Annotated in this window: 4 protein-coding genes; all 4 read right to left on the bottom strand. The window is 73.3% G+C overall.

What is annotated here, in order from left to right; translation table 11 throughout:
* Nucleotides 1-86 precede the first annotated feature (86 nt).
* Nucleotides 87-296: an MbtH family protein gene (locus tag AB0M80_RS32585; RefSeq protein ID WP_364572608.1), complete on the bottom strand. Its 210-nt coding sequence runs from the start codon at nt 294-296 to the stop codon at nt 87-89.
* A gap of 11 nt (nt 297-307) precedes the next feature.
* A complete protein-coding gene (locus tag AB0M80_RS32580) occupies nt 308-1,330 on the bottom strand; it encodes an ABC transporter substrate-binding protein (RefSeq protein WP_364572606.1) in 1,023 nt (340 codons plus the stop codon).
* 123 nt (nt 1,331-1,453) lie between these two features.
* Complete coding sequence (panD, locus tag AB0M80_RS32575) at nt 1,454-1,870, bottom strand: aspartate 1-decarboxylase (protein WP_364572604.1); 417 nt, start codon at nt 1,868-1,870, stop codon at nt 1,454-1,456.
* A gap of 2 nt (nt 1,871-1,872) precedes the next feature.
* Nucleotides 1,873-19,959, bottom strand: coding sequence for an amino acid adenylation domain-containing protein (locus tag AB0M80_RS32570; protein ID WP_364572602.1), 18,087 nt, complete (start codon nt 19,957-19,959; stop codon nt 1,873-1,875).
* Nucleotides 19,960-20,106 lie beyond the last annotated feature (147 nt).

The raw sequence follows: 20,106 nt of genomic DNA, 5'->3' as shown, positions 1-20,106 counted from the left end.
GAGGCCGACATATCCCGGTAAGGACCCGGAGTCAGTCAGGCGTCGGGTCAGACCCCGCCGGGAGGTGCTCCCCAACATCATCTCTGTCAGGCGTCCATGGCGTCGGCCAGGGACTTGGGGCGCATGTCGGTCCAGTTCGCTTCCACGTGGTCCAGGCAGGCCTGACGCGAGTCCGGGCCGAAGGTGACCGTCCAGCCGGGCGGGACGTCGGCGAACTCCGGCCACAGGCTGTGCTGGTTCTCGGTGTTGACCAGGACGAGGTACGTGCCGTCGGGGTCTTCGAACGGGTTGGTCATCGCGGGCCTCCTCAGGCGGTGATGTCCGTGCGGGCACCCTTCACCAGCGCGGTCAGCTGCTGGATGACCGGCGTGGCGAGCAGGTGGTTGAAGCGCGGCTCGGCCGACCAGTCGCCGAGCTGGCCCGCCTTGACCGCGGGCAGCTGGTTCCAGGTCGGGAACTGCGTCATCTGGGCACGCGGCAGCGCGTACGTCCGCGTGTCGGTGAGGATCAGGTCGGCCGGGTACTTGGCCGCCTGCTCCCAGCTCAGCTGCTCCCAGTAGTCCTCGCTGCCGCCGCCGGAGACGATGTCGAGCCCGAGCTCGCGGTAGTAGGCCAGGTCGGCGAAGAACTCCGGCTTCGCGATGTACAGGCCGTCCTTGTCGCCGTAGAGCACGAGGACTTTCAGCCCGGCCTTCTCCTTCGCCGCCGCGCGCAGGTCCTCGGACGCCTGGTCGAAGTCGGCCTTGGCCTTCTTCATGCTGTCGGAGTTCGCGTCGCCGCCGAGCGCGACGGCCAGCTGCGCGTACCGCTCGATCACCTTGGGGAGCGTGACCTTGTACTCCGACAACGCGACGACCGGGGCGACCTGCTGCACCTTCGGGCCGAGGTCGTCGGTCAGCACCCACATGTCCGTCGGCTTGGTGCCGGTCAGGCCGGTGATGACCAGGTCGGGCTTCAGCGCGGCGAACTTCTCCATGCTGAAGTCGTCCCAGGCGTTGCCGATCGACGTGACGGCGCCGAGGTCGATGTTGCCGGCCTGGAGCTCCTTGCCGCCGGACGCGGTCTTCTGCGGGCCGAAGACGCCGGCCGGGCGGACGCCGTAGTCCCACAGCGCCGCGGCCGAGCTGACGTAGGCCACCACGCGGGCCGGACGCTGGTCGCGGGCCGCCTTCTGGCCGCGGTCGTCGGTGAACTCCCACGGGCCGGAGGCGCCCGCCGCCGGCTTGTCGCCGCTGCCGCACGCGGTGAGGGCCGCGGCGGCGGCGACGCCACCCGCCCCGATCAGGAAGCCACGCCGGCTGAGCCCGGCAGCGCCTTGGAACACGGACATGAGCACCTTTCGAGAGCTTTCGGGGTTCCGGGCGGCCGAAGACCCGGATGTCACTGCAACTTTAGGATAGGCACACCTTATTTAGGGCCGCCTGCCGAAAGCAACCGCCGGGACTGCGCTGTGTCAACGCCCACCTCGGCCGGACAGCTGCGCCGGCGCGCCGGGCACCGGCTCGGCCGGGTCGTGTCCCAGGTGGACCTGCCGGTTGTCCCCGTCCACGTGCACCACCCGCGGCCGGTGCGCGGCGCGCTCGGACTCGTGGACCTGGGCGTAGGTGATGATGATGACGAGGTCGCCGGGGTGCACCAGGTGCGCGGCCGCGCCGTTCACGCCGATCACGCCGGAACCCGGCTCGCCGGTGATGGCGTAGGTCTCCAGCCGGGCGCCGTTGGTGATGTCGACGACCTGGACCCGTTCGCCCTCGACGATGTCCGCGGCGGCCATCAGGTCCGCGTCGATGGTCAGCGAGCCGACGTAGTGCAGGTCGGCCTGCGTCACGGTGGCGCGGTGGATCTTGGCGTTCATCAGGGTGCGGTGCACGGCTACCTCGTGTCTCGGGTCAACAGCGCGGCGAGTCCGGCCGCGGTGGGGGTACGGAAGAACTCGGCGATGGCCAGCTCGGTCCCGAGCCGTTCGGTGATCCGGTTGCGCAGGACCACGAGCAGCATCGAATGGCCGCCGAGGGTGAACAGGTCGTCGTCGGCGCCGACGGCGGCGACGTCCAAAACCTCCGCGAAGATCTCGCAAAGGGCCTTCTCCACCGGAGTTTCCGGCGCCCGGCCGCGCGCCTCGAACCCGGGCACCGGCAGGGCCGCCTTGTCGAGCTTCCCGTTGGGGGTCACGGGGAAGGCGTCCAGGGGAACGATCGCCGCGGGCACCATGTACTCCGGCAGCGACCGCGCCAGGAACTCCCGCAGCCGCACGGGGTCCGCGGTCGCCGGGGTCGTGTACGCGACCAGCCGCTTGTCCCGGTCTTCGCGGACGACCACCAGGGCCTGGGTGACGTCGTCGTGCCGGGCCAAAGCCGTCTCGATCTCGCCCGGTTCGATCCGGAAGCCGCGGATCTTGACCTGGTCGTCGGTGCGGCCGAGGTACTCCAGCTGCCCGTCGGGCCGCCACCGCACCAGGTCACCGGTGCGGTACATCCGCTCCCCCGCCAGCCCGAACGGGTCGGCGACGAACCGGTCGGCGGTGAGCGCGGGACGCTCGTGGTAGCCGCGGGCCAGGCCGGCGCCGGCCAGGTACAGCTCGCCCGGCACCCCGGCCGGCACCGGCGAAAGGCCACCGTCGAGGACGTACGCGCGCGTGTTGTGCACCGGGCGGCCGACCACCGGCCGGTCGGCGTCGCCGAAGCGGCCGACCAGAGCGTCCACGGTGGCCTCGGTCGGACCGTAGAGGTTGTACGCCGCCGTTTCCGGCATCGAACCCAGCGTCTCCCACAGCGTCTGGGACACGGCTTCACCACCGACGCCCACGACGCTCAGCACGCACTTCCCGTCCGAAATCACCCCGGCCGCGGCCAGCTGGGCGAAGTGCGACGGCGTGAGTTCGAGGAAGTCGAGCCCGCGTTCGCGCACGACCGCCGCCAGCCGGTCCGGGTCGCGGCGGGTGTCGTCGTCGACGACGTGCACCTCGTGCCCGTCGAGCAGCCACAGCTGCGGCTGCCACGACGCGTCGAAGAAGAACGCCCACGCGTGCCCGACCCGCAGCCGCCGCCCGCCCGCCGCGGCCACCGCCGGGCGGTAGAGCGTCTCCCGGTGGCTGTGGAACAGGTTCACCAGCCCGGAATGCGGAATGACGACGCCCTTGGGCTTGCCGGTGGAGCCGGACGTGTAGAGCACGTACGCCGGGTTGGCGGGTGACGGCGGAGTCAGCGCGGCGCCGGTGTCGACGACGTCTTCGACGAAGAGCGCCCCGGGGACCGGCGAAGCCAGCGAACGGCTGGTGAGCACGAGCGCGGCACCGGAGTCGGCGAGGATCGCCGCGATCCGGTCCACCGGCTGGTCCGGATCCACCGGCAGGTACGCCGCTCCCGTCTTGAACACGCCGAAGATCGCCTCGACGACCGCCGCCGACCGCGGCAGGACCAGCGCCACGACCTTTTCCGGGCCCGCACCCCGGGCCGCGAGCCACCGGGCGAGGCGGTCGGTGCGCGCGGCGAACTCCGCGAACGTGACGCTCGAAGCCGCGTCGCTGAGCGCGGTCGCGGCCGGGGTCGCCGCCACCTGCGCGGCCAGCCGGTCGACCACCGTCGGCGCCGCGGTCGTCAGCGGCGCGCCGGCGCCCCATTCGCGCAGGATCCGGTGCCGCTCGGCCGCGTCGAGGACGTCGATCCGGCTCAGTGGCCGGTCCGGGTCCGCGACGACGGCCGCCATCAGCCGGACCAGGCGCTCGGTGAGCGTGCGGGCGGTCGGCTCGTCGAAGAGGTCGAGGCTGTATTCGAGGTCGCCGTCGATGCCCTCGGTCGTTTCGACCAGGTCGAACGACAGGTCGAACTTCGCCTGCCGCAGCCCGGTGTCCCGGTAGGACGCATCCAGCCCGAGCAGCCGTTCCGGTTCCGCGCCCGAGTGGTAGACCGCGAGCATGACCTGGAACAGCGGGTGGCGGGCCAGGGACCGGGCCGGGTTCAGCACTTCGACGAGGTGCTCGAACGGCAGGTCCTGGTGGGCGTACGCCGCCAGGTCGGCCTCGCGGACGCGGTCGAGGAGCTCCCGGAACGTCGGGTCGCCGCCGGTGTCGGTGCGCAACACGAGGGTGTTGACGAAGAACCCGGCGAGGTCCTCCAGTGCGTGGTCGGTGCGGCCGGCCACCGGTGTGCCCAGTGGGATGTCGGTGCCCGCGCCGAGCCGGGTCAGCAGGGCGGCCAGCGCCGCCTGCAGCACCATGAACGTACTGGTGTCGCTGCGGTGGGCCAGCGCGCGCAGGCCGCGGTGCACGGCGGCGGGCACGGTGAACGGCACGGCGGCGCCGCGGTTGGTCGACCGCGCCGGGCGCGGCCGGTCGGCCGGGAGCGCCAGCTCGTCGGGCATCCCGGCCAGGGTCTCCCGCCAGAACGCGGCCTGACGGCCGAGGACGCTGTCCGGATCGTCGGTGCGGCCGAACATCTCCCGCTGCCACAGCGTGTAGTCCGCGTACTGCACCGGCAATGGCGTCCATTGTGGACGCTCGCCGCGGAGCCGCGCGGCGTAGGCGGTGTCGAGGTCCCGTTTCAGCGGCGGGAGCGACCAGCCGTCGCCCGCGACGTGGTGCACCAGCAGCACGAACACGTGCCGTTCGGGTCCGGCGGACACGAGGGTGGCCCGCACCGGGATCTCGGCGTCGAGGGTGAAGCGGTACGACGCCGCGGCGGTGACGCGCTCGTCGAGGTCCGCGGCGGGCACGGACTCGGTGACCAGCACCGGGCGAGCCCCGTCGAGCACGACCTGGCGGGGCGTGCCGTGGTCCTCGGCCAGCAGCGTCCGGAGGATCTCGTGGCGGGCCACGACGTCGCCCAGCGCGGCCCGCAGCGCGTCGACGTCGACCGGTCCGGTCAGTTCCCACGCCCACGGGATGTTGTAGGTCGCGCTCGGCCCGTCGAGGCGGTCGAGGAACCACAGCCGCTGCTGCGCGAACGACAGCGGCAGGACGTCCGGCCGCTCGGCCGGGGCCAGCGCCGGCCGGCTCCGGCGAGCGGGGTCGAGGAGTTCGGCGAGGCGGGCCGGCGTCGGCGCGTCGAACACCGCCCGGATCGGCACTTCGACGCCGAGCAGCGCCCGGATCCGGCTGACCAGCCGCGTCGCCAGGAGCGAATGCCCGCCGAGGGCGAAGAACCCGTCGTCCGGGCCCACCGCCGCGACGCCGAGGACGTCGGCGAACAGCTCGCACAACGCCTGCGCGGCGGGGGTCAGGGCACCACGGCCGGAGGTCCGCACCTCCGGCGCGGGCAGAGCGGCGCGGTCGAGCTTGCCGTTGGCGTTCACCGGCAGGTCCGGCAGCACGACGACGGCCGAGGGCACCAGGTACTCCGGCAGCCGCGCCGCCAGCAGGGCCCGCAGCGCCGCCGGGTCCGCGGTCTCCCCCGCCGGCACGACGTAGGCGATGAGCCGGTGCTCGCGGGCGATGACGACCGCCCGCGCCACCGAGGCGTCCGTGGTCAGCACGGCTTCGACTTCGCCGGGCTCGACGCGGAACCCGCGGATCTTGATTTGCTGGTCGGCGCGGCCGAGGAACTCGAGGGCACCGTCGGCGCGGCGGCGAACCACGTCACCGGTGCGGTACATCCGCTCCCCCGGCGCCCCGGACGGGTCGGCCACGAACCGTTCCGCGCTCGACGCCGGACGCCCGAGGTAACCCCGGGCGAGCCCGGCGCCGGCCAGGTAGAGCTCGCCGCGCACGCCCGGCGGCACCGGCCGGAGAGCGGCGTCGAGGACGTACGCGCGGGTGTTCGCGATCGGCCGCCCGATGGCCACGGCGCCGTCGCAGACGTGGGCCAGGCTGTCGCCCGCGACCTCCGAACAGCCGTACAGGTTGACCAGCTTCGCCGACGGCCACCGCGCCGCGACCTTCCCGGCGAGGGCGTCGGAAAGCGGTTCGCCACTGGTGATCCACGTGGTCACAGCGGCGAACGCGTCGGCGGAGGCGTCCTCGGCGAAGGTGTCCTCGGCGAAGGTGTCGAGAAGGCTCGGCACGACGGTCAGCACCTGCGCGCCCGAGTTCCGCACGAGCTCGGCGAGGGCGAGCGGATCGGTGGCCGTCGCGTCGTCGGCGAGGACCACCGGATCGCCCGCGACGAGCCCGCCGAGCAGTTCGGTCGAGCCGTCGATGAACGTCAGCGCGCTCTTCGCCACGCGCACGCCCTGCGCCAGGTCACTTCCCCAGTGCAGCCGGTTGGCCAGCGCGCGCTGGGTTCCGGCGACCGCCTTCGGCCGGCCGGTGGAGCCGGACGTGAAGATCACGTACGCCGGGTTGTCCGCGCGGATCGACGGCCAGGCAGCCGGTTCCGGCCCGGTCTCGCCCGGCCGGACCAGCCGGTCGCCGAAGCCGTCCTCGGCGATGACCAGGTGCGGGTCGGCGTCGGTGAGCATCAGGTCGACGCGGTCCGCCGGGTGGTTGAGGTCCAACGGCAGGTAGGCGGCACCGGTCTTGAGCACCGCCAGGAGCGCGACCACCAGGCCGGCCGACCGCGGCAACGCGACGGCCACCACCCGTTCGGGGCCCGCGCCCCGCGCGAGCAGCGCCCGGGCGAGGGTCGTCGCTCGCTCGTCCAGCTCGGCATAGGTGAGCCGCTCGGCGCCGAACACCAAGGCCAGAGCGTCCGGAGTCCGCGTGACCCGGGCCGAGAACAGCCCGGCGGCCGTCTCGGCGGGTACCGGTGTCGCGGGGCCGGCGGCGAGCAGGTCGCGCTCGGCGCCGGTGAGCAGGTCGACGGCGCCGATCCGGGTGTCCGGGTCGGCGACCACGGCCTGCAGCAGCCTCCGCAGCCGGTCCAGGATCGTCTCGACGCTCGCGCGGTCGAAGACGTCGCTGTTGTACTCCGCGGTGCCGCGGATCCCCGCCTGGGGGCCGGGCCGCTCGCCGACGAAGAACGTCAGGTCGGCCCGGGCGGTGCCGGTGCGGACCGGCTCCTCCACCACGGTGAGGCCGGGCAGGGCGACGTCGGCGACGGCGTTGTTCTGCCAGGCGAGCATCGTCTGGAACAGCGGGTGGTGCGCGAGCGACCGGGCCGGGTTGAGGGCTTCCACGAGCCGTTCGAACGGCACGTCCTGGTGGGCGTAGGCGTCGAGGCTGCGGTTCCGCACCCGGGCGACGAGGTCGCGGAACGACGGGTCGCCGCCCGCGTCCACGCGCAGGACCAGCGTGTTGACGAAGAACCCGACGAGGTCGTCGAGTGCGGAGTCGGTGCGGCCGGCGATGGACGTGCCGAGCGGGATGTCGGTGCCCGCGCCGAGCCGGGTGAGCACCGCGGTGAGCCCGGCGTGCACGACCATGAACACGCTGGCGCCGCACGCACGGGCCAGCTCGACGAGGCCGCGGTGGAGCTCCGCGTCCCAGCCGAAGGCGAACTGCTCGCCGCGGTAGGACGCTTCCGCCGGGTGCGGCCGGTCGAGCGGCAGCTCGATCCGCTCCGGCAGGCCCGCCAGTGCGTCACGCCAGTAGGCCAGCTGCGGTTCGATCACCGGTTCGCCGAGGACGTCCCGCTGCCACAGCGTGTAGTCCGCGTACTGCACCGGCAACGGCGTCCACTGTGGAGCTTCCCCCGCCCGGCGGGCGGTGTAGGCCGCCGCCAGATCCCGCCACAGCGGCGCGGTCGACCAGCCGTCCGACGCGATGTGGTGGAACACCAGCACCAGGACGTGCTCCCGGGCACCCAGGCGGAGCAGCTCCGCCCGCACCGGGATCTCCGACTCCAGCTCGAACACCGTGCCCGCCGCTGCGGACACGGCATCGGCGAGCGTGGCCTCGGTGACCGTGCGCGTGGGCAGCGGGATCGTGACGTCGTCGAGGACGAGCTGCCGGGCTTCACCGTCGATCTCGGGGAAGACCGTGCGCAGCGCTTCGTGCCGCTCGACCACGTCCGTCAGCGCCGTGCGCAGCGCGTCGACGTCGAGGTCGCCGGTCAACCGGACGGCCGTCGGCATGTTGTACGTCGCCGACGGGCCCTCCAGCCGGTGCAGGAACCACAACCGCTGCTGGGCGAACGACAGCGGCAGCACCGCCGGTCGCGGCTCGGCGCGCACCAACGCGGGCCGGGCGGGCGAAGAGTCCGACGTGGCCAGCAGCGCGGCCAGGCCGGCCACCGTCGGGGTCTCGAACACCGACCGCACCTGCAGTTCGACGCCGAAGACCGCGCGCAGCCGCGCGACCAGCCGCGTCGCCATCAGCGAATGCCCGCCGAGGGCGAAGAAGTCGTCGTCGACGCCGATCGACGCGGTGTCGAGGACCTCGGCGAAGAGCCCGCAGAGGACTTCCTCGACCGGTGTGCGCGGGGCCCGGCCGGCCGGGCCGGCCTGCTGGTCCGGGCTCGGCAAGGCGCGCCGGTCCAGCTTGCCGGAGGCCAGCAGCGGGAGCCGGTCGAGGACCACGAACGCCGACGGCACCATGTACTGCGGCAGCCGGTCGCGGACGTGCGCTCGCAGAGCCGTCACCAGTGCGTTCGTGTCCCGCTGCCCGGCCGGGTGGTTGCCCAGCGCGGCCAGTGCGGCCCGGACCGGACGGCCGCGGTGGATCCGCGTGGGCTCGCCCGTGGTGAACACCGCTTCCAGCAGACCTTCCTGCGCGGTGAGCGTCGCGTACACGCGGTAGCCGTGGCGCTCACCGAGTTCGTGCAGGGTCTCGGGGTCCACTCCGGACGGTGCCGCGTCCAAAGCGGACAGCGCCGCGTCGGCGTCTCCCTCGGCCAGCGCGGTGACGGCGGCGAGTTCGCCGGACAACCGCGCGTCCGGCACACCGGTGACGCGCAGCCGGGCCGGGCCGGTCGCCAAGACCCGCTCCAGCTCGGCCGTCGAGGCGAACGCGACGACGTCTTCGGCCACCGGCGCCGGCCTCGGCGCCTTCCGCAGCACGACGTCGTAGCGGTGCCGGGTCAGCTCGTTGTGCGCCCGGCCGCGTTTGACCCACAGGTCGACGTCGTCGAAGCCATCGAGTTCCCGGGCCAGCGCCGGGAAGAAGTCCGGGTCGAGGACCAGCTCGCCTTCCCGCGCGATCGCCTGGTCCACGGCCGCCGCGTCCCGGCGCCCGTGCCGCAGTTCGGTCGCGGTCCGGAACGCCCGCAGCGACCGCAGGTTCCGGAGGTCGCCGAGGAAGAGCACGCCGCCGGGGCGGACCCGCGCCGCGGCCGTGCGGAGGACTTCGGCGAGGTAGCCGACGCTCGGGAAGTACTGGGCGACGGAGTTGACGATCACCGTGTCGAACTCCGGCAGCTCGCCCAAGTCGTGCGCCGGCCGGGCGGCCAGGTGCACCTTGTTCGCGAACGGCGTCGCGGCGAGTTCCCGCCGGAGGTTGGCGATGGCCTTCTCGGACAGGTCGACGCCCCAGTACTCCTCGGCGTCCGGCGCGATCCGCGAAAGGATCAGGCCGCTGCCGACGCCGATCTCCAGCACCCGCTTCGGCTTCAGCGCGCGGATCCGGTCGATCGTCGCCGCATGCCACTCCCGCATCTCCTCCAGCGGGATCTGGGTGCCGTCGTAGCTGGAGTTCCAGCCGGTGAAGTTCTCCTCCAGCCCGCCGGACGCCGCTTCGGTGAAGACGTTCTCGTGCAGCTCACGCCACTCGCCGACGTGCTCCAGTTCGGCTTCTTCGTCCCGGCCGGCCGCCGGCACGGCGTAGGCGACGAGCCGCCCGTCCTGGGCGAGCACGACGGACTGGCCGACGGCCGGGTGTTCGGCGAGCACGGACTCGATCTCGCCGAGCTCGATCCGGTAGCCGCGGATCTTGACCTGGTCGTCGGCCCGGCCCAGGAACACCAGCCGCCCGTCCGGCAGCCACTTCACCAAATCGCCGGTGCGGTAGAGCCGGCCACCCGAACCGAACGGATCCGCCACGAACCGCTCCGCCGTCAACCCCGGCCGCCCGAGATAACCGCGCGCCAAGCCGGATCCGGCGAGGTACAGCTCCCCCACCACGCCGGGCGGGACCGGCCGCAGCCCGGCGTCGAGCACGTACGCCCGGGTGCCGGGGTCCGGCACGCCGATCGGGACGACCGTGGCGTCCGCCAGCTCGGCCGGGTCGCTTTCCCCGAGCGTCGAGTTGGTGGTCGCCTCGGTGGGCCCGTAGGCGTTGAACATCCGCCGCTCCGGCGCCCACCGACGCACCAGCTCCGGCGACACCCGCTCGGTCCCCGCCAGCAGCACGCTGTCCCGCGGGAGATCGCAGTCCGCCGGCAGGGCGTCGAGCAGGGCCGGCGGCAGGATCATGAAGTCGACGCCGTGCCGGTGCGCGTACTCGGTCAGCGCCGGGCCCGCGACCCGCCGCTCGGCCGGGACCACGACCAGGCGGCCGCCCGAGAGCAGACCGAGGCACAGGTCCCAGAAAGCGACGTCGAAACTCGGCGACGCGAACTGCAGCACCCGGCTGTGCGGGCCGATGCCGAAGCGTTCGACCTGGGTGGCGACCAGTTTGGCGACGCCCGAGTGCTGGAGGACGACTCCCTTCGGCCGCCCGGACGAGCCGGACGTGTAGATCACGTACGCCGCGTTCTCGGGCGTGATCGCGACCGGCGGGTCCTCTGTGGACATCCCGGCGAGAGCCGCGTCGTCCAGGACCACCCGGGGCAGGGCCGCGGGCAGCTTCGCCTCGACGTCCCGGGTGGTCACCACGCAGACCGGGGCCGCGTCCTCGGTCATGTAGGCGATGCGGTCGCCCGGGTAGTCGACGTCGATCGGGAGGTAGGCGGCACCGGCCTTCAGGACGGCCAGCTCCGCGATGATCATGTCCACCGACCGCGGCACGGCCAGGGCGACGACGCGCTCCGGCCCGGCGCCGCGGCCGAGCAGCAGGTGCGCGAGCCGGTTGGCGCGGGCGTTCACCTCGGCGTAGGTGAGTTCGACGTCCTCGAACACGAGCGCCACCGCGTCGGGGGCCTCCGCGACGCGGCGGGCGAACATCCCGGGGAACGTCTCGGTGCCCGCCGGTTCGAGGGAGCCGGCCCACCGGGTGAGCACGCGTTCGCGCTCGTCCCCGGCCAGGAGGTCCAGGGACCCGACCGGGCGGTCGGGTTCGGCCAGCGCCGCGCGCAGCAGCACTTCGAGGCGGCGCAGGATCGCGTTCGCGCTCGCGTGGTCGAAGACGTCGGCGTTGAACTCCAGCACGCCGGCGATCCCGGCGTCGCGCTCGGTCAGCGAGATCGACAGGTCGAACTTCGACGTCCCGGTGGTCACCGGGATCTCGGTCACGGCCAGGCCGGGCAGGGTCACCTCGGCGCGGGCGTTGTTCTGCCCGGCGATCATGACCTGGAACAGCGGGTGGTAGGACAGCGACCGCGCCGGGTTGAGCACCTCCACCAGCCGCTCGAACGGCACGTCCTGGTGGGCGTACGCGTCGAGGTTGCGCTCGCGGACCCGGCCGAGGAGCTCGCGGAACGACGGTTCGCCGCCGGTGTCGACGCGCAGCACGAGGGTGTTGACGAAGAACCCGACGAGGTCGTCCAGGCCTGCGTCGGTGCGGCCGGCGATGGGCGAGCCGATCGGGACGTCGGTGCCCGCCCCCAGCCGCGTGAGCAGGGCGGCCAGCGCCGCGTGCACGACCATGAACACGCTGGCGCCGCATTCGCGGGCCAGCTCGGCCAGCCGGGCGTGGAGCCCGGCGTCCCAGGTGAAGGTGTGCAGTTCGCCGCGGAACGTCGCGGTCGCCGGGTGCGGCCGGTCGAGGGGCAGCTCGATCCGGTCCGGCAGGCCGTCCAGTGCCGCCCGCCAGTAGTCCAGCTGGGCGCTCAGCACGCTGTCCGGGTCGTCTTCGCCGCCGAGCAGTTCCTGCTGCCACAGCGTGTAGTCCGCGTACTGCACCGGCAGCGGCATCCACTGTGGAGTTTCCCCGGCGCGCCGGGCCGCATAGGCCGTGGCGATGTCGCGCCACAGCGGGGCCATCGACCAGCCGTCGGACGCGATGTGGTGGAACACCAGGGCCAGGACGTGCTCACCCGCGCCCGGCCGCAGCAACTCCACGCGCATCGGAGCTTCGTTCTCGAGGTCGAACGACGCGCGGACGAGGCCGGTCAGCGCCTCGTCGAGATCGGTGACCTCCCGCACGCGCAGGACGACCTCTTCCGCGGGGAGAACGTCCTGGTAGGGCACGCCGTCCCGTTGCGGGAACCGGGTGCGCAGCGCCTCGTGGCGGGCGACCACGTCCGACAGCGCCGTGCGCAGCGCCTCGACGTCGAGGTCGCCTTCGAGGCGCATGACCAGCGGGACGTTGTACGTGGCCGACGGTCCTTCGAGGTGGTGCAGGAACCACAGGCGCTGCTGGGCGCCGGACAGCGGCACCGGCTCCGGACGGCGCATCCGGGCCAGCGGCGGCCGCGCGGTCCCGCGAGCGGTGGCGAGCACCCCGGCCAGGCCCGCGGGCGTCGGCGTCTCGAAGACGGCCCGCACCTCGAGCTCGGCGTGCAGCGCGGTCCGGACGCGGGCGATCAGCCGGGTGGCCAGCAGCGAGTGGCCGCCGAGGGCGAAGAAGCTGTCGTCCGGGCCGACCCGCGGGAGGCCGAGGACGTCGGCGAACAGCTCGCACAGCTGCCGTTCGACCGGCGTGCGCGGCTCGCGGTCCGAGACCGGCGCGCTCCTGTCCGGCGCCGGCAGCGCACGGCGGTCGAGCTTGCCGTTCGCCGTCACCGGGAGCGCGTCGAGCACGACGATCGCCGACGGCACCATGTGCTCCGGCAGCCGTTCGGCGGCGAAGGCCCGCAGCTCCGCCGGCAGGGCGGTGCTGCGGCGCGACCGCCGGGGATTGCCGGTGTAGGACAGGATCGGGTCCGGGCCGGGCCGGAACGCACCGGCCGGGTCGCCGGTCGTGAACAGGACGTCGACCGAGCCGTCGCCGGCGGCGGACCAGGTGACGACCGTGCGGTGACCGCGGGTCTCGCCCAGTTCGTACCAGTCTTCGGGATTCACGCCGTCCGTGGTGCGTCCGTTCGGGACGCCTTCGATGCGCAGGCCGTCGTCCAGCCGCGCGGCCACCTCGTCCACAGTGGACACATCGGTGCCCCAGATCAGCGTCGTGACCGCCGGCGGCTCGGTGGCACCCGGCCGCAGGACCACGTCGTAGCGGTACCGCGTGAGCTCGTTGACCGCCCGGCCGCGCTTGACCCGGATGTCCGCGGTGACCCCGTCGAGACCCGCGAAGAACTCCGGCGCGACGAGCAGCTCCTTCTCCCGCAGAAGACGCTGCTCGACGTCGCCGCCGCGCGCCCGCGCCACGCCCGCGTGGAACGCCCGGACCTGACGCAGGTCCCGGACGTCGCCGACGAAGAGCGATCCGCCCGGCGCCAGCAGGGCCAGGGCCTGCCGCACGACGTCGAGGAGGTACGTCCCGCTCGGGAAGTACTGGACGACCGAGTTGAGCACGATGGTGTCGAAGAACCCCGCCGGCAGGCCGGTGAGGTCGGCGGCGTCGCCGGTGCGCAGTTCGACCCGCTCGGCGAGGGCCGGGTCGGCCGCGACCCGCTCGCCCAGCGAAGCGATGACCTCGGCGGAGAAGTCCGTGCCCCAGTACGCGGCGCAATGCGGGGCCAGCTCGGTCAGCAGCAGCCCGCTGCCGACGCCGATCTCGAGCACGCGCCGCGGCTCCAGCTCGCGGATCCGCGTGACGATGGCGGCACGCCACTCGCGCATCTCGGCCCGCGGGATCGGCTCGCCGGTGTAACTGGAGTTCCAGCCCGCGAACTCGTCCTCGGCGTCGGAGTACATCGAGTCGTACAGGGCCCGCCACTCGCCGACCTGCTCGGTCTCCTCCTCGGCGGAACCGGAGTGGTCGGCGGGGACGACGTACCCGGCCAAGCGGACGTCGCCGGGGCGGTCCTCGCGGGCGACGACGACGGCGTGGGCGACGTCGTCGTGGGCGGACAGGGTCGCGGCGATCTCACCGGGTTCGACGCGGAAGCCGCGGATCTTGAGCTGCTCGTCGCCGCGGCCGAGGAACTCGAGGACACCGTCGGCGCGGAAGCGGGCGAGGTCGCCGGTGCGGTACATCCGGGAGCCGGGCGCGCCGAACGGATCGGCGACGAACCGCTCGGCGGTCAGCCCGGCCCGGCCGAGGTAGCCGCGGGCGAGCTGGACGCCGGCCAGGTACAGCTCGCCGGGGGTGCCCGGCGGCACCGGGCGCAGGGCGGCGTCGAGGACGTAGGTGCGGGTGTTCCACACCGGACGGCCGATCGGGACCGAACTGTCCTCCGTGGACGTACGCCACGAGGTGACGTCGACCGACGCTTCCGTGGGCCCGTAGAGGTTGTGCAGTTCGGCGTCGAGCACCCGGCCGAACTGCGTGACCGCGTCCGGTGGCAGGGCTTCGCCACTGCACAGGACCCGGCGGAGGCTCGTGGCGTCCCCCGCCGCCGGTTCCTGCAGGAAGACCTGGAGCATCGAGGGGACGAAGTGGACGGTCGTGATCGCGCGGTCGCGGATCAGCCGGGCGAGGTAGGCGGGGTCCTTGTGCCCGTCCGGCCGGGCCAGTACCTCGGTGGCGCCGGTGATCAGCGGCCAGAGGAACTCCCACACCGAGACGTCGAAGCTGGACGGCGTCTTCTGCAGGACCCGGTCTTCGGCGGTGAGGCCGTACTCGGCCTGCATCCAGAGCAGCCGGTTGACGATCCCCGCGTGCGGGACGACGACGCCCTTCGGACGGCCCGTCGAACCGGACGTGTAGATGACGTACGCCGGGTTCTCCGGCCGGAGCACGACCTCGAGCGGCGCCTCCGGCACACCGGTCAGGGTGTCCGGGTCGTCCAGGAGCACCGCACCCGGGACGGCGGTGTCCTTGACGGCCAGCACCAGCGCCGGACCCGCGTCTTCGAGCATGAACGCGATGCGGTCGGCCGGGTAGCCGGGGTCGAGCGGCAGGTAGGCCGCGCCCGTCTTGAGCACGGCGACGATCGCCGTGACCAGGTGCGTCGAGCGCGGCAGCGCCAAGGCGACCACGCGCTCGGGCCCGGCGCCCCGCGCGGCGAGCACGCGGGCCAGGCGGTCGGAGACGGCGTCCAGCTCGGCGTAGGTGAGTTCTTCGTCCTCGAAGACCAGGGCCGGGTGATCGGGGGTCCGCGCGACCTGGGCGGCGAACAGCTCGGGCACGGTGACCGCGGGGACGTCCTCGACCGCGCCGGACCAGGTTTCTTCGAGCCGGTCGCGTTCGGCAGGCGTGAGCACGTCCAGGGAGCCCAGCCGCCGGTCCGGGGCCTGGACGACCTGCCGGAGCAGGGTTTCCAGGCGGTCGAGGATCCCGGTCACGGTGGCCCGGTCGAACACCTCGGCGTTGAACTCGGCCTGGCCGTGCAGCCCGTCGGCCCGCTCGGTGAAGGAGAACCAGAGGTCGAACTTGGCCGTGCCGGTGCCCACGGGCTGCTCGGTCACGGTCAGCCCGGGCAGCTCGACACCGGAGCCGGGGGTGTTCTGCCAGGCGAGCATCGTCTGGAACAGCGGGTGGTGGGCAAGCGACCGGGCCGGGTTCAGCGCCTCCACCAGCCGTTCGAACGGCACGTCCTGGTGGGCGTAGGCGTCGAGGCTGCGCTCCCGCACCCGCGCGACGAGGTCGCGGAACGACGGGTCACCCCCGGTGTCCACGCGCAGGACCAGCGTGTTGACGAAGAACCCGACGAGGTCGTCCAGCGCGGGATCGGTGCGGCCGGCGATCGGGGTGCCGATCGGGATGTCGGTGCCCGCGCCGAGGCGGGACAGCAACGCCGTCAGGCCCGCGTGCACGACCATGAACGGGCTGGCCCCGCAGGCGCGGGCGAGGTCGGTGAGCCCGGCTTGGAGCCCCGCGTCCCAGGTGAAGGTGAAGAAGCCGCCGCGGTAGGCGGAGACCGGCGGGTGCGGCCGGTCGAGCGGGAGCGGGATCCGCTCGGGCAGGCCGTCGAGCGCTTCGCGCCAGTAGCTGAGCTGGGCCGATTCCTCGGTCGCCAGGAGATCGCGTTGCCACAGCGTGTAGTCGGCGTACTGCACCGGCAGCGGCGTCCACTGTGGAGCTTCGCCGCGCAGGCGGGCGCGGTAGGCCGTGGCGATGTCCCACCACAGCGGGGACAGCGACCAGCCGTCGGCGGCGATGTGGTGCACGACCAGGACCAGCACGTGGCGCCGCGGGTCGACGGTCAGCAGTTCGGCGCGCACCGGCACCCCGGCAGCCAGGTCGAAGACGCCACGCACGAGCGCGTCCACTGCGGAGTCCACCTCGGTCACTTCGCGGACGGTCAGCTCCACCGTCCCCTCGGGCAGCACCTCCTGGTACGGCACGCCGTCGGCGACCGGGAAGACCGTGCGCAGTGCCTCGTGCCGGGCGAGCACGTCGGTCAGCGCCTCGCGCAGCGCGTCGACGTCCAGCTCACCGGCCAGCCGCATGACGAGCGGGACGTTGTAGGTCGCCGAGCCGCCTTCGAGCCCGTGCAGGAACCACAGCCGCTGCTGCGCGAACGACAGCGGCAGCCGCCCGGGCCGCTCGGTGACGCGGACGAGCGGGCGCCGCTCGGTGCCGTCGGCCGTCCCGGACACCAGGTCCGCGAGCGCGGCCGGCGTCGGCGCGTCGAACACCGCCCGCACCGGCACCTCGGCGCCGACGGCCGCGCGGATCCGCTGGATCAGCCGGGTCGCCAGCAGCGAGTGGCCGCCGAGCGCGAAGAAGTCGTCGTCGGGGCCGGCCTGCGGCACCCCCAGTACGTCGGCGAACATCTCGCACAGCAGCTGCTCGACCGGGGTGCGCGGCGCGCGGCCCGGTCCGGCGGTGAACCGCTCCGGGCTCGGCAGGGCCTTGCGGTCCAGCTTGCCCGAAGCGAGCACCGGCAGCTTGTCGAGCACGACGAACGCCGAGGGCACCATGTACTGCGGCAGCCGGTCCCGCACGTGCGCGCGCAGGGAGGCGACGAACGCACCGGTTTCGCGCCGGGCCGCCGGGTTGTTGGCGTACGACCCGGGCGTGCCCGTCCGGCGCACCGGGCGGTAGGCGGGGCCGTCCTCGCCCCTCGTGAAGACGGCTTCCAGCTCGCCGCCTGCGGCCGCCAACGTGACCGCCACGCGGTAGCCGGCGCGCTCACCCAGCCGGTACCAGGCTTCCGGGTCGACGCCGTCGCGGCGGTCGAGGGCGGCCAGTGCCGCCTCGGCGTCGCCGGTGTCCAGGGCCCGGACCGCGGCCAGCTCGCCGGCCAGCCGCGCGTCCGGGATCGCGGTGACCCGCAGCCGCTCCGGCGTTTCGGTGGACAGGAACCGTTCCACCGCACCGAGTTCACCGAAGGCGACGACCTGCTCCTCGGCCGCGTCCGGCCGGGGCGCCTTCCGCAGGACGACGTCGTAGCGGTGCCGGGTCAGCTCGTTGTGCGCCCGGCCGCGTTTGACCCACAGATCGACGTCGTCGAAGCCGTCGAGTTCCCGGGCCAGCGCCGGGAAGAAGTCCGGGTCGAGGACCAGCTCGCCCTCGCGCGCGATCGCCTGGTCCACCGCGGCGACGTCGGCCCGGCCGCGGTGCAGCTCGACGGCGGTCCGGAACGCCCGCAGCGAGCGGAGGTTGCGGAGGTCGCCGAGGAAGATCGTCCCGCCCGGGGCCAGGAGACCGGCGGCGGTTTTCACGACTTCGGCGAGGTAGTCCGCGCTCGGGAAGTACTGGGCGACGGAGTTGACGATCACGGTGTCGAACGGCTCGTCCGGCAACTCGCCCAGGTCGTGGGCCGGCCGCGCGGCCAGGTGCACCTTGCCCGCGAGCTCCGGCATCGCCGCGACCTCGCGCCGGACGTTCTCGATCGCGCTCTCGGAAAGGTCGACGCCCCAATAGGTTTCGGCGTCCGGGGCGATCCGCGAGAGGATCAGGCCGCTGCCGACCCCGATCTCCAGCACCCGCTTCGGCTCCAGGGCCCGGATCCGGTCGATCGTCGCCGCGTGCCACTCCCGCATCTCTTCCAACGGGAGCTCGGTGCCGTCGTAGCTGGAGTTCCAGCCCGCGAAGTTCTCCTCGATGCCGTGGGAACCGGCGAGCATTTCCTCGTGGACGTCGTGCCACTCGTCGACGTGGCCCTGCTCGGCCGCCTGGTCGCGGTCGGGCACCGGCACGGCGTAGGCGACCAGCCGCCCGTCCTGGGCGACGACGACCGACTGGCCGACGCGCGGGTGTTCGGCGAGGACGGACTCGAGCTCGCCGAGCTCGATCCGGTAGCCGCGGATCTTGACCTGGTCGTCGGCCCGGCCCAGGAACACCAGCCGCCCGTCCGGCAGCCACTTCACCAGGTCGCCGGTGCGGTAGAGCCGGCCACCCGATCCGAACGGATCCGCCACGAACCGCTCCGCCGTCAACCCCGGCCGCCCCAGGTACCCGCGCGCCAAGCCGCTTCCGGCGAGGTACAGTTCCCCGGCGACCCCGACCGGGACCGGCGCGAGGGAGGCGTCGAGCACGTACGCCCGGGTGCCGGGGTCCGGCACGCCGATCGGCACGGCCGAGCCGGGGGCGATGTCCGGGTCGCAGAGCCCGAGCGTCGAGTTGGTCGTGGCCTCGGTCGGGCCGTAGGCGTTGAACATCCGCCGTCCGGGCGCCCAGCGCCGCACCAGCTCCGGGGACACCCGCTCGGTCCCCGCCAGCAGCACGCTGTCCCGCGGCAGGTCGCAGTCCTCCGGGAACTCGGCGAGCAGAGCGGGCGGCAGGATCATGAAGTCCACGCCGTGCCGGTGCGCGTACTCGGCCAGTTCCGGCCCGGGCACCCGGCGTTCGGCCGGGACGATCACCAGGCGGCCGCCCGAGAGCAGGCCGAGGCACAGGTCCCAGAAAGCGACGTCGAAACTCGGCGACGCGAAATGCAGCACCCGGCTGTGCGGGCCCACGCCGAACCGCTCGGCCTGCGTCGCGACCAGCTTCGCGACGCCCGCGTGGGAGACCACGACCCCCTTGGGCCGGCCGGTGGAGCCGGACGTGTAGATCACGTACGCCGCGTTGGCCGGGACGATCGCGGCGGCCGGGTCCGTCGCCGGGACGTCGCCGTCGATCGGCTCGTCGAGGAGCAGGACGTCGCCGTCGAAGCGGCCCGCGAGGTCGCGAGTGGTCACCACGCACACCGGGCGCGCGTCGGCGACCATGAACGCGAGGCGTTCGGCCGGGTAGTCCGGGTCCAGCGGCAGGTACGCAGCGCCGGCCTTGAGCACGGCCAGTTCGGCGACGATCATTTCGAGCGAACGGGGCACGGCGAGCGCGACCACCCGCTCGGGACCGGCCCCGCGTCCGATGAGGACGTGGGCGAGGCGGTTCGCGCGGGCGTCGAGTTCGGCGTAGGTGAGTTCCTCGTCCTCGAAGACGAGGGCCACGGCGTCCGGCGCCTGCCGGACGCGGGCGGCGAACAGCTCCGGCAGCGTCGACAGCGACGCCGCGAGCTCCGTGTCGTTCCACTCCTCGAGAATGCGGTGGAGTTCCGGCGCGGTCATCAGGTCCAGCCGGGTCACCGGCCACTGTGGACGTTCCCGGGCCGCGGCGAGGAGGTGCTCGAGGTGGTCCAGCATGCGGTCCACAGTGGATTCGTCGAGGACGTCGGCGCGGTAGTGGACGCCGTCCGCGGTCAGGTTCAGGTCGAGCGGGAGGTCGGTTTCGGCGCCGAAGCCGACGTTGACGAGCACCGATCCCCCGCGACCGGGCTCGGGCTTCACCTCGGCGACCAAGTCGGCAAAGGGAACTTCGTGCGCCAGCGCGTCTTCCCGCGCCTCGCGCACGCGGGCGACGACGTCGGCGAAGCCAGGTGCGCCACCGAGATCCACCCGCAGCGGCACCAGCGACCCGATGCCGAGCACGACGTCCGCGGTGCCCGCATAGCGGGACAGCAGCACGGTGAAGGCCGCCAGGAGCGTCAGGTCGTCGACCGCAGGCAGGGGCCGGACCAGCTTCGCCCGCGCGCCGGGCTCCGCCGGGTACGGCCGATCGACCGGCAGCGGCAGCTCCTTCGGCGCCGAGGCGAGGCGGTCACGCCAGAAACCCAGCCTCGACACCTGCTGCACAGCGTCACCGTTGTTCACCGGTAGACCAGCCTCCCGCTGCTCACGGCGCCCCGATCAGGACGCTGACTTAGGTGACCCTAACAAACGGATGGTGAGGATGCACTCCTGTACCATCGGTTAGCCTTACCTAAATCAGTACCAGTCGGA

The organism is Amycolatopsis sp. NPDC051045 (assembly GCF_040682955.1).
In the GTDB taxonomy this organism is placed as follows: domain Bacteria; phylum Actinomycetota; class Actinomycetes; order Mycobacteriales; family Pseudonocardiaceae; genus Amycolatopsis.
This window is presented reverse-complemented; position numbering and strand designations above follow the sequence as displayed.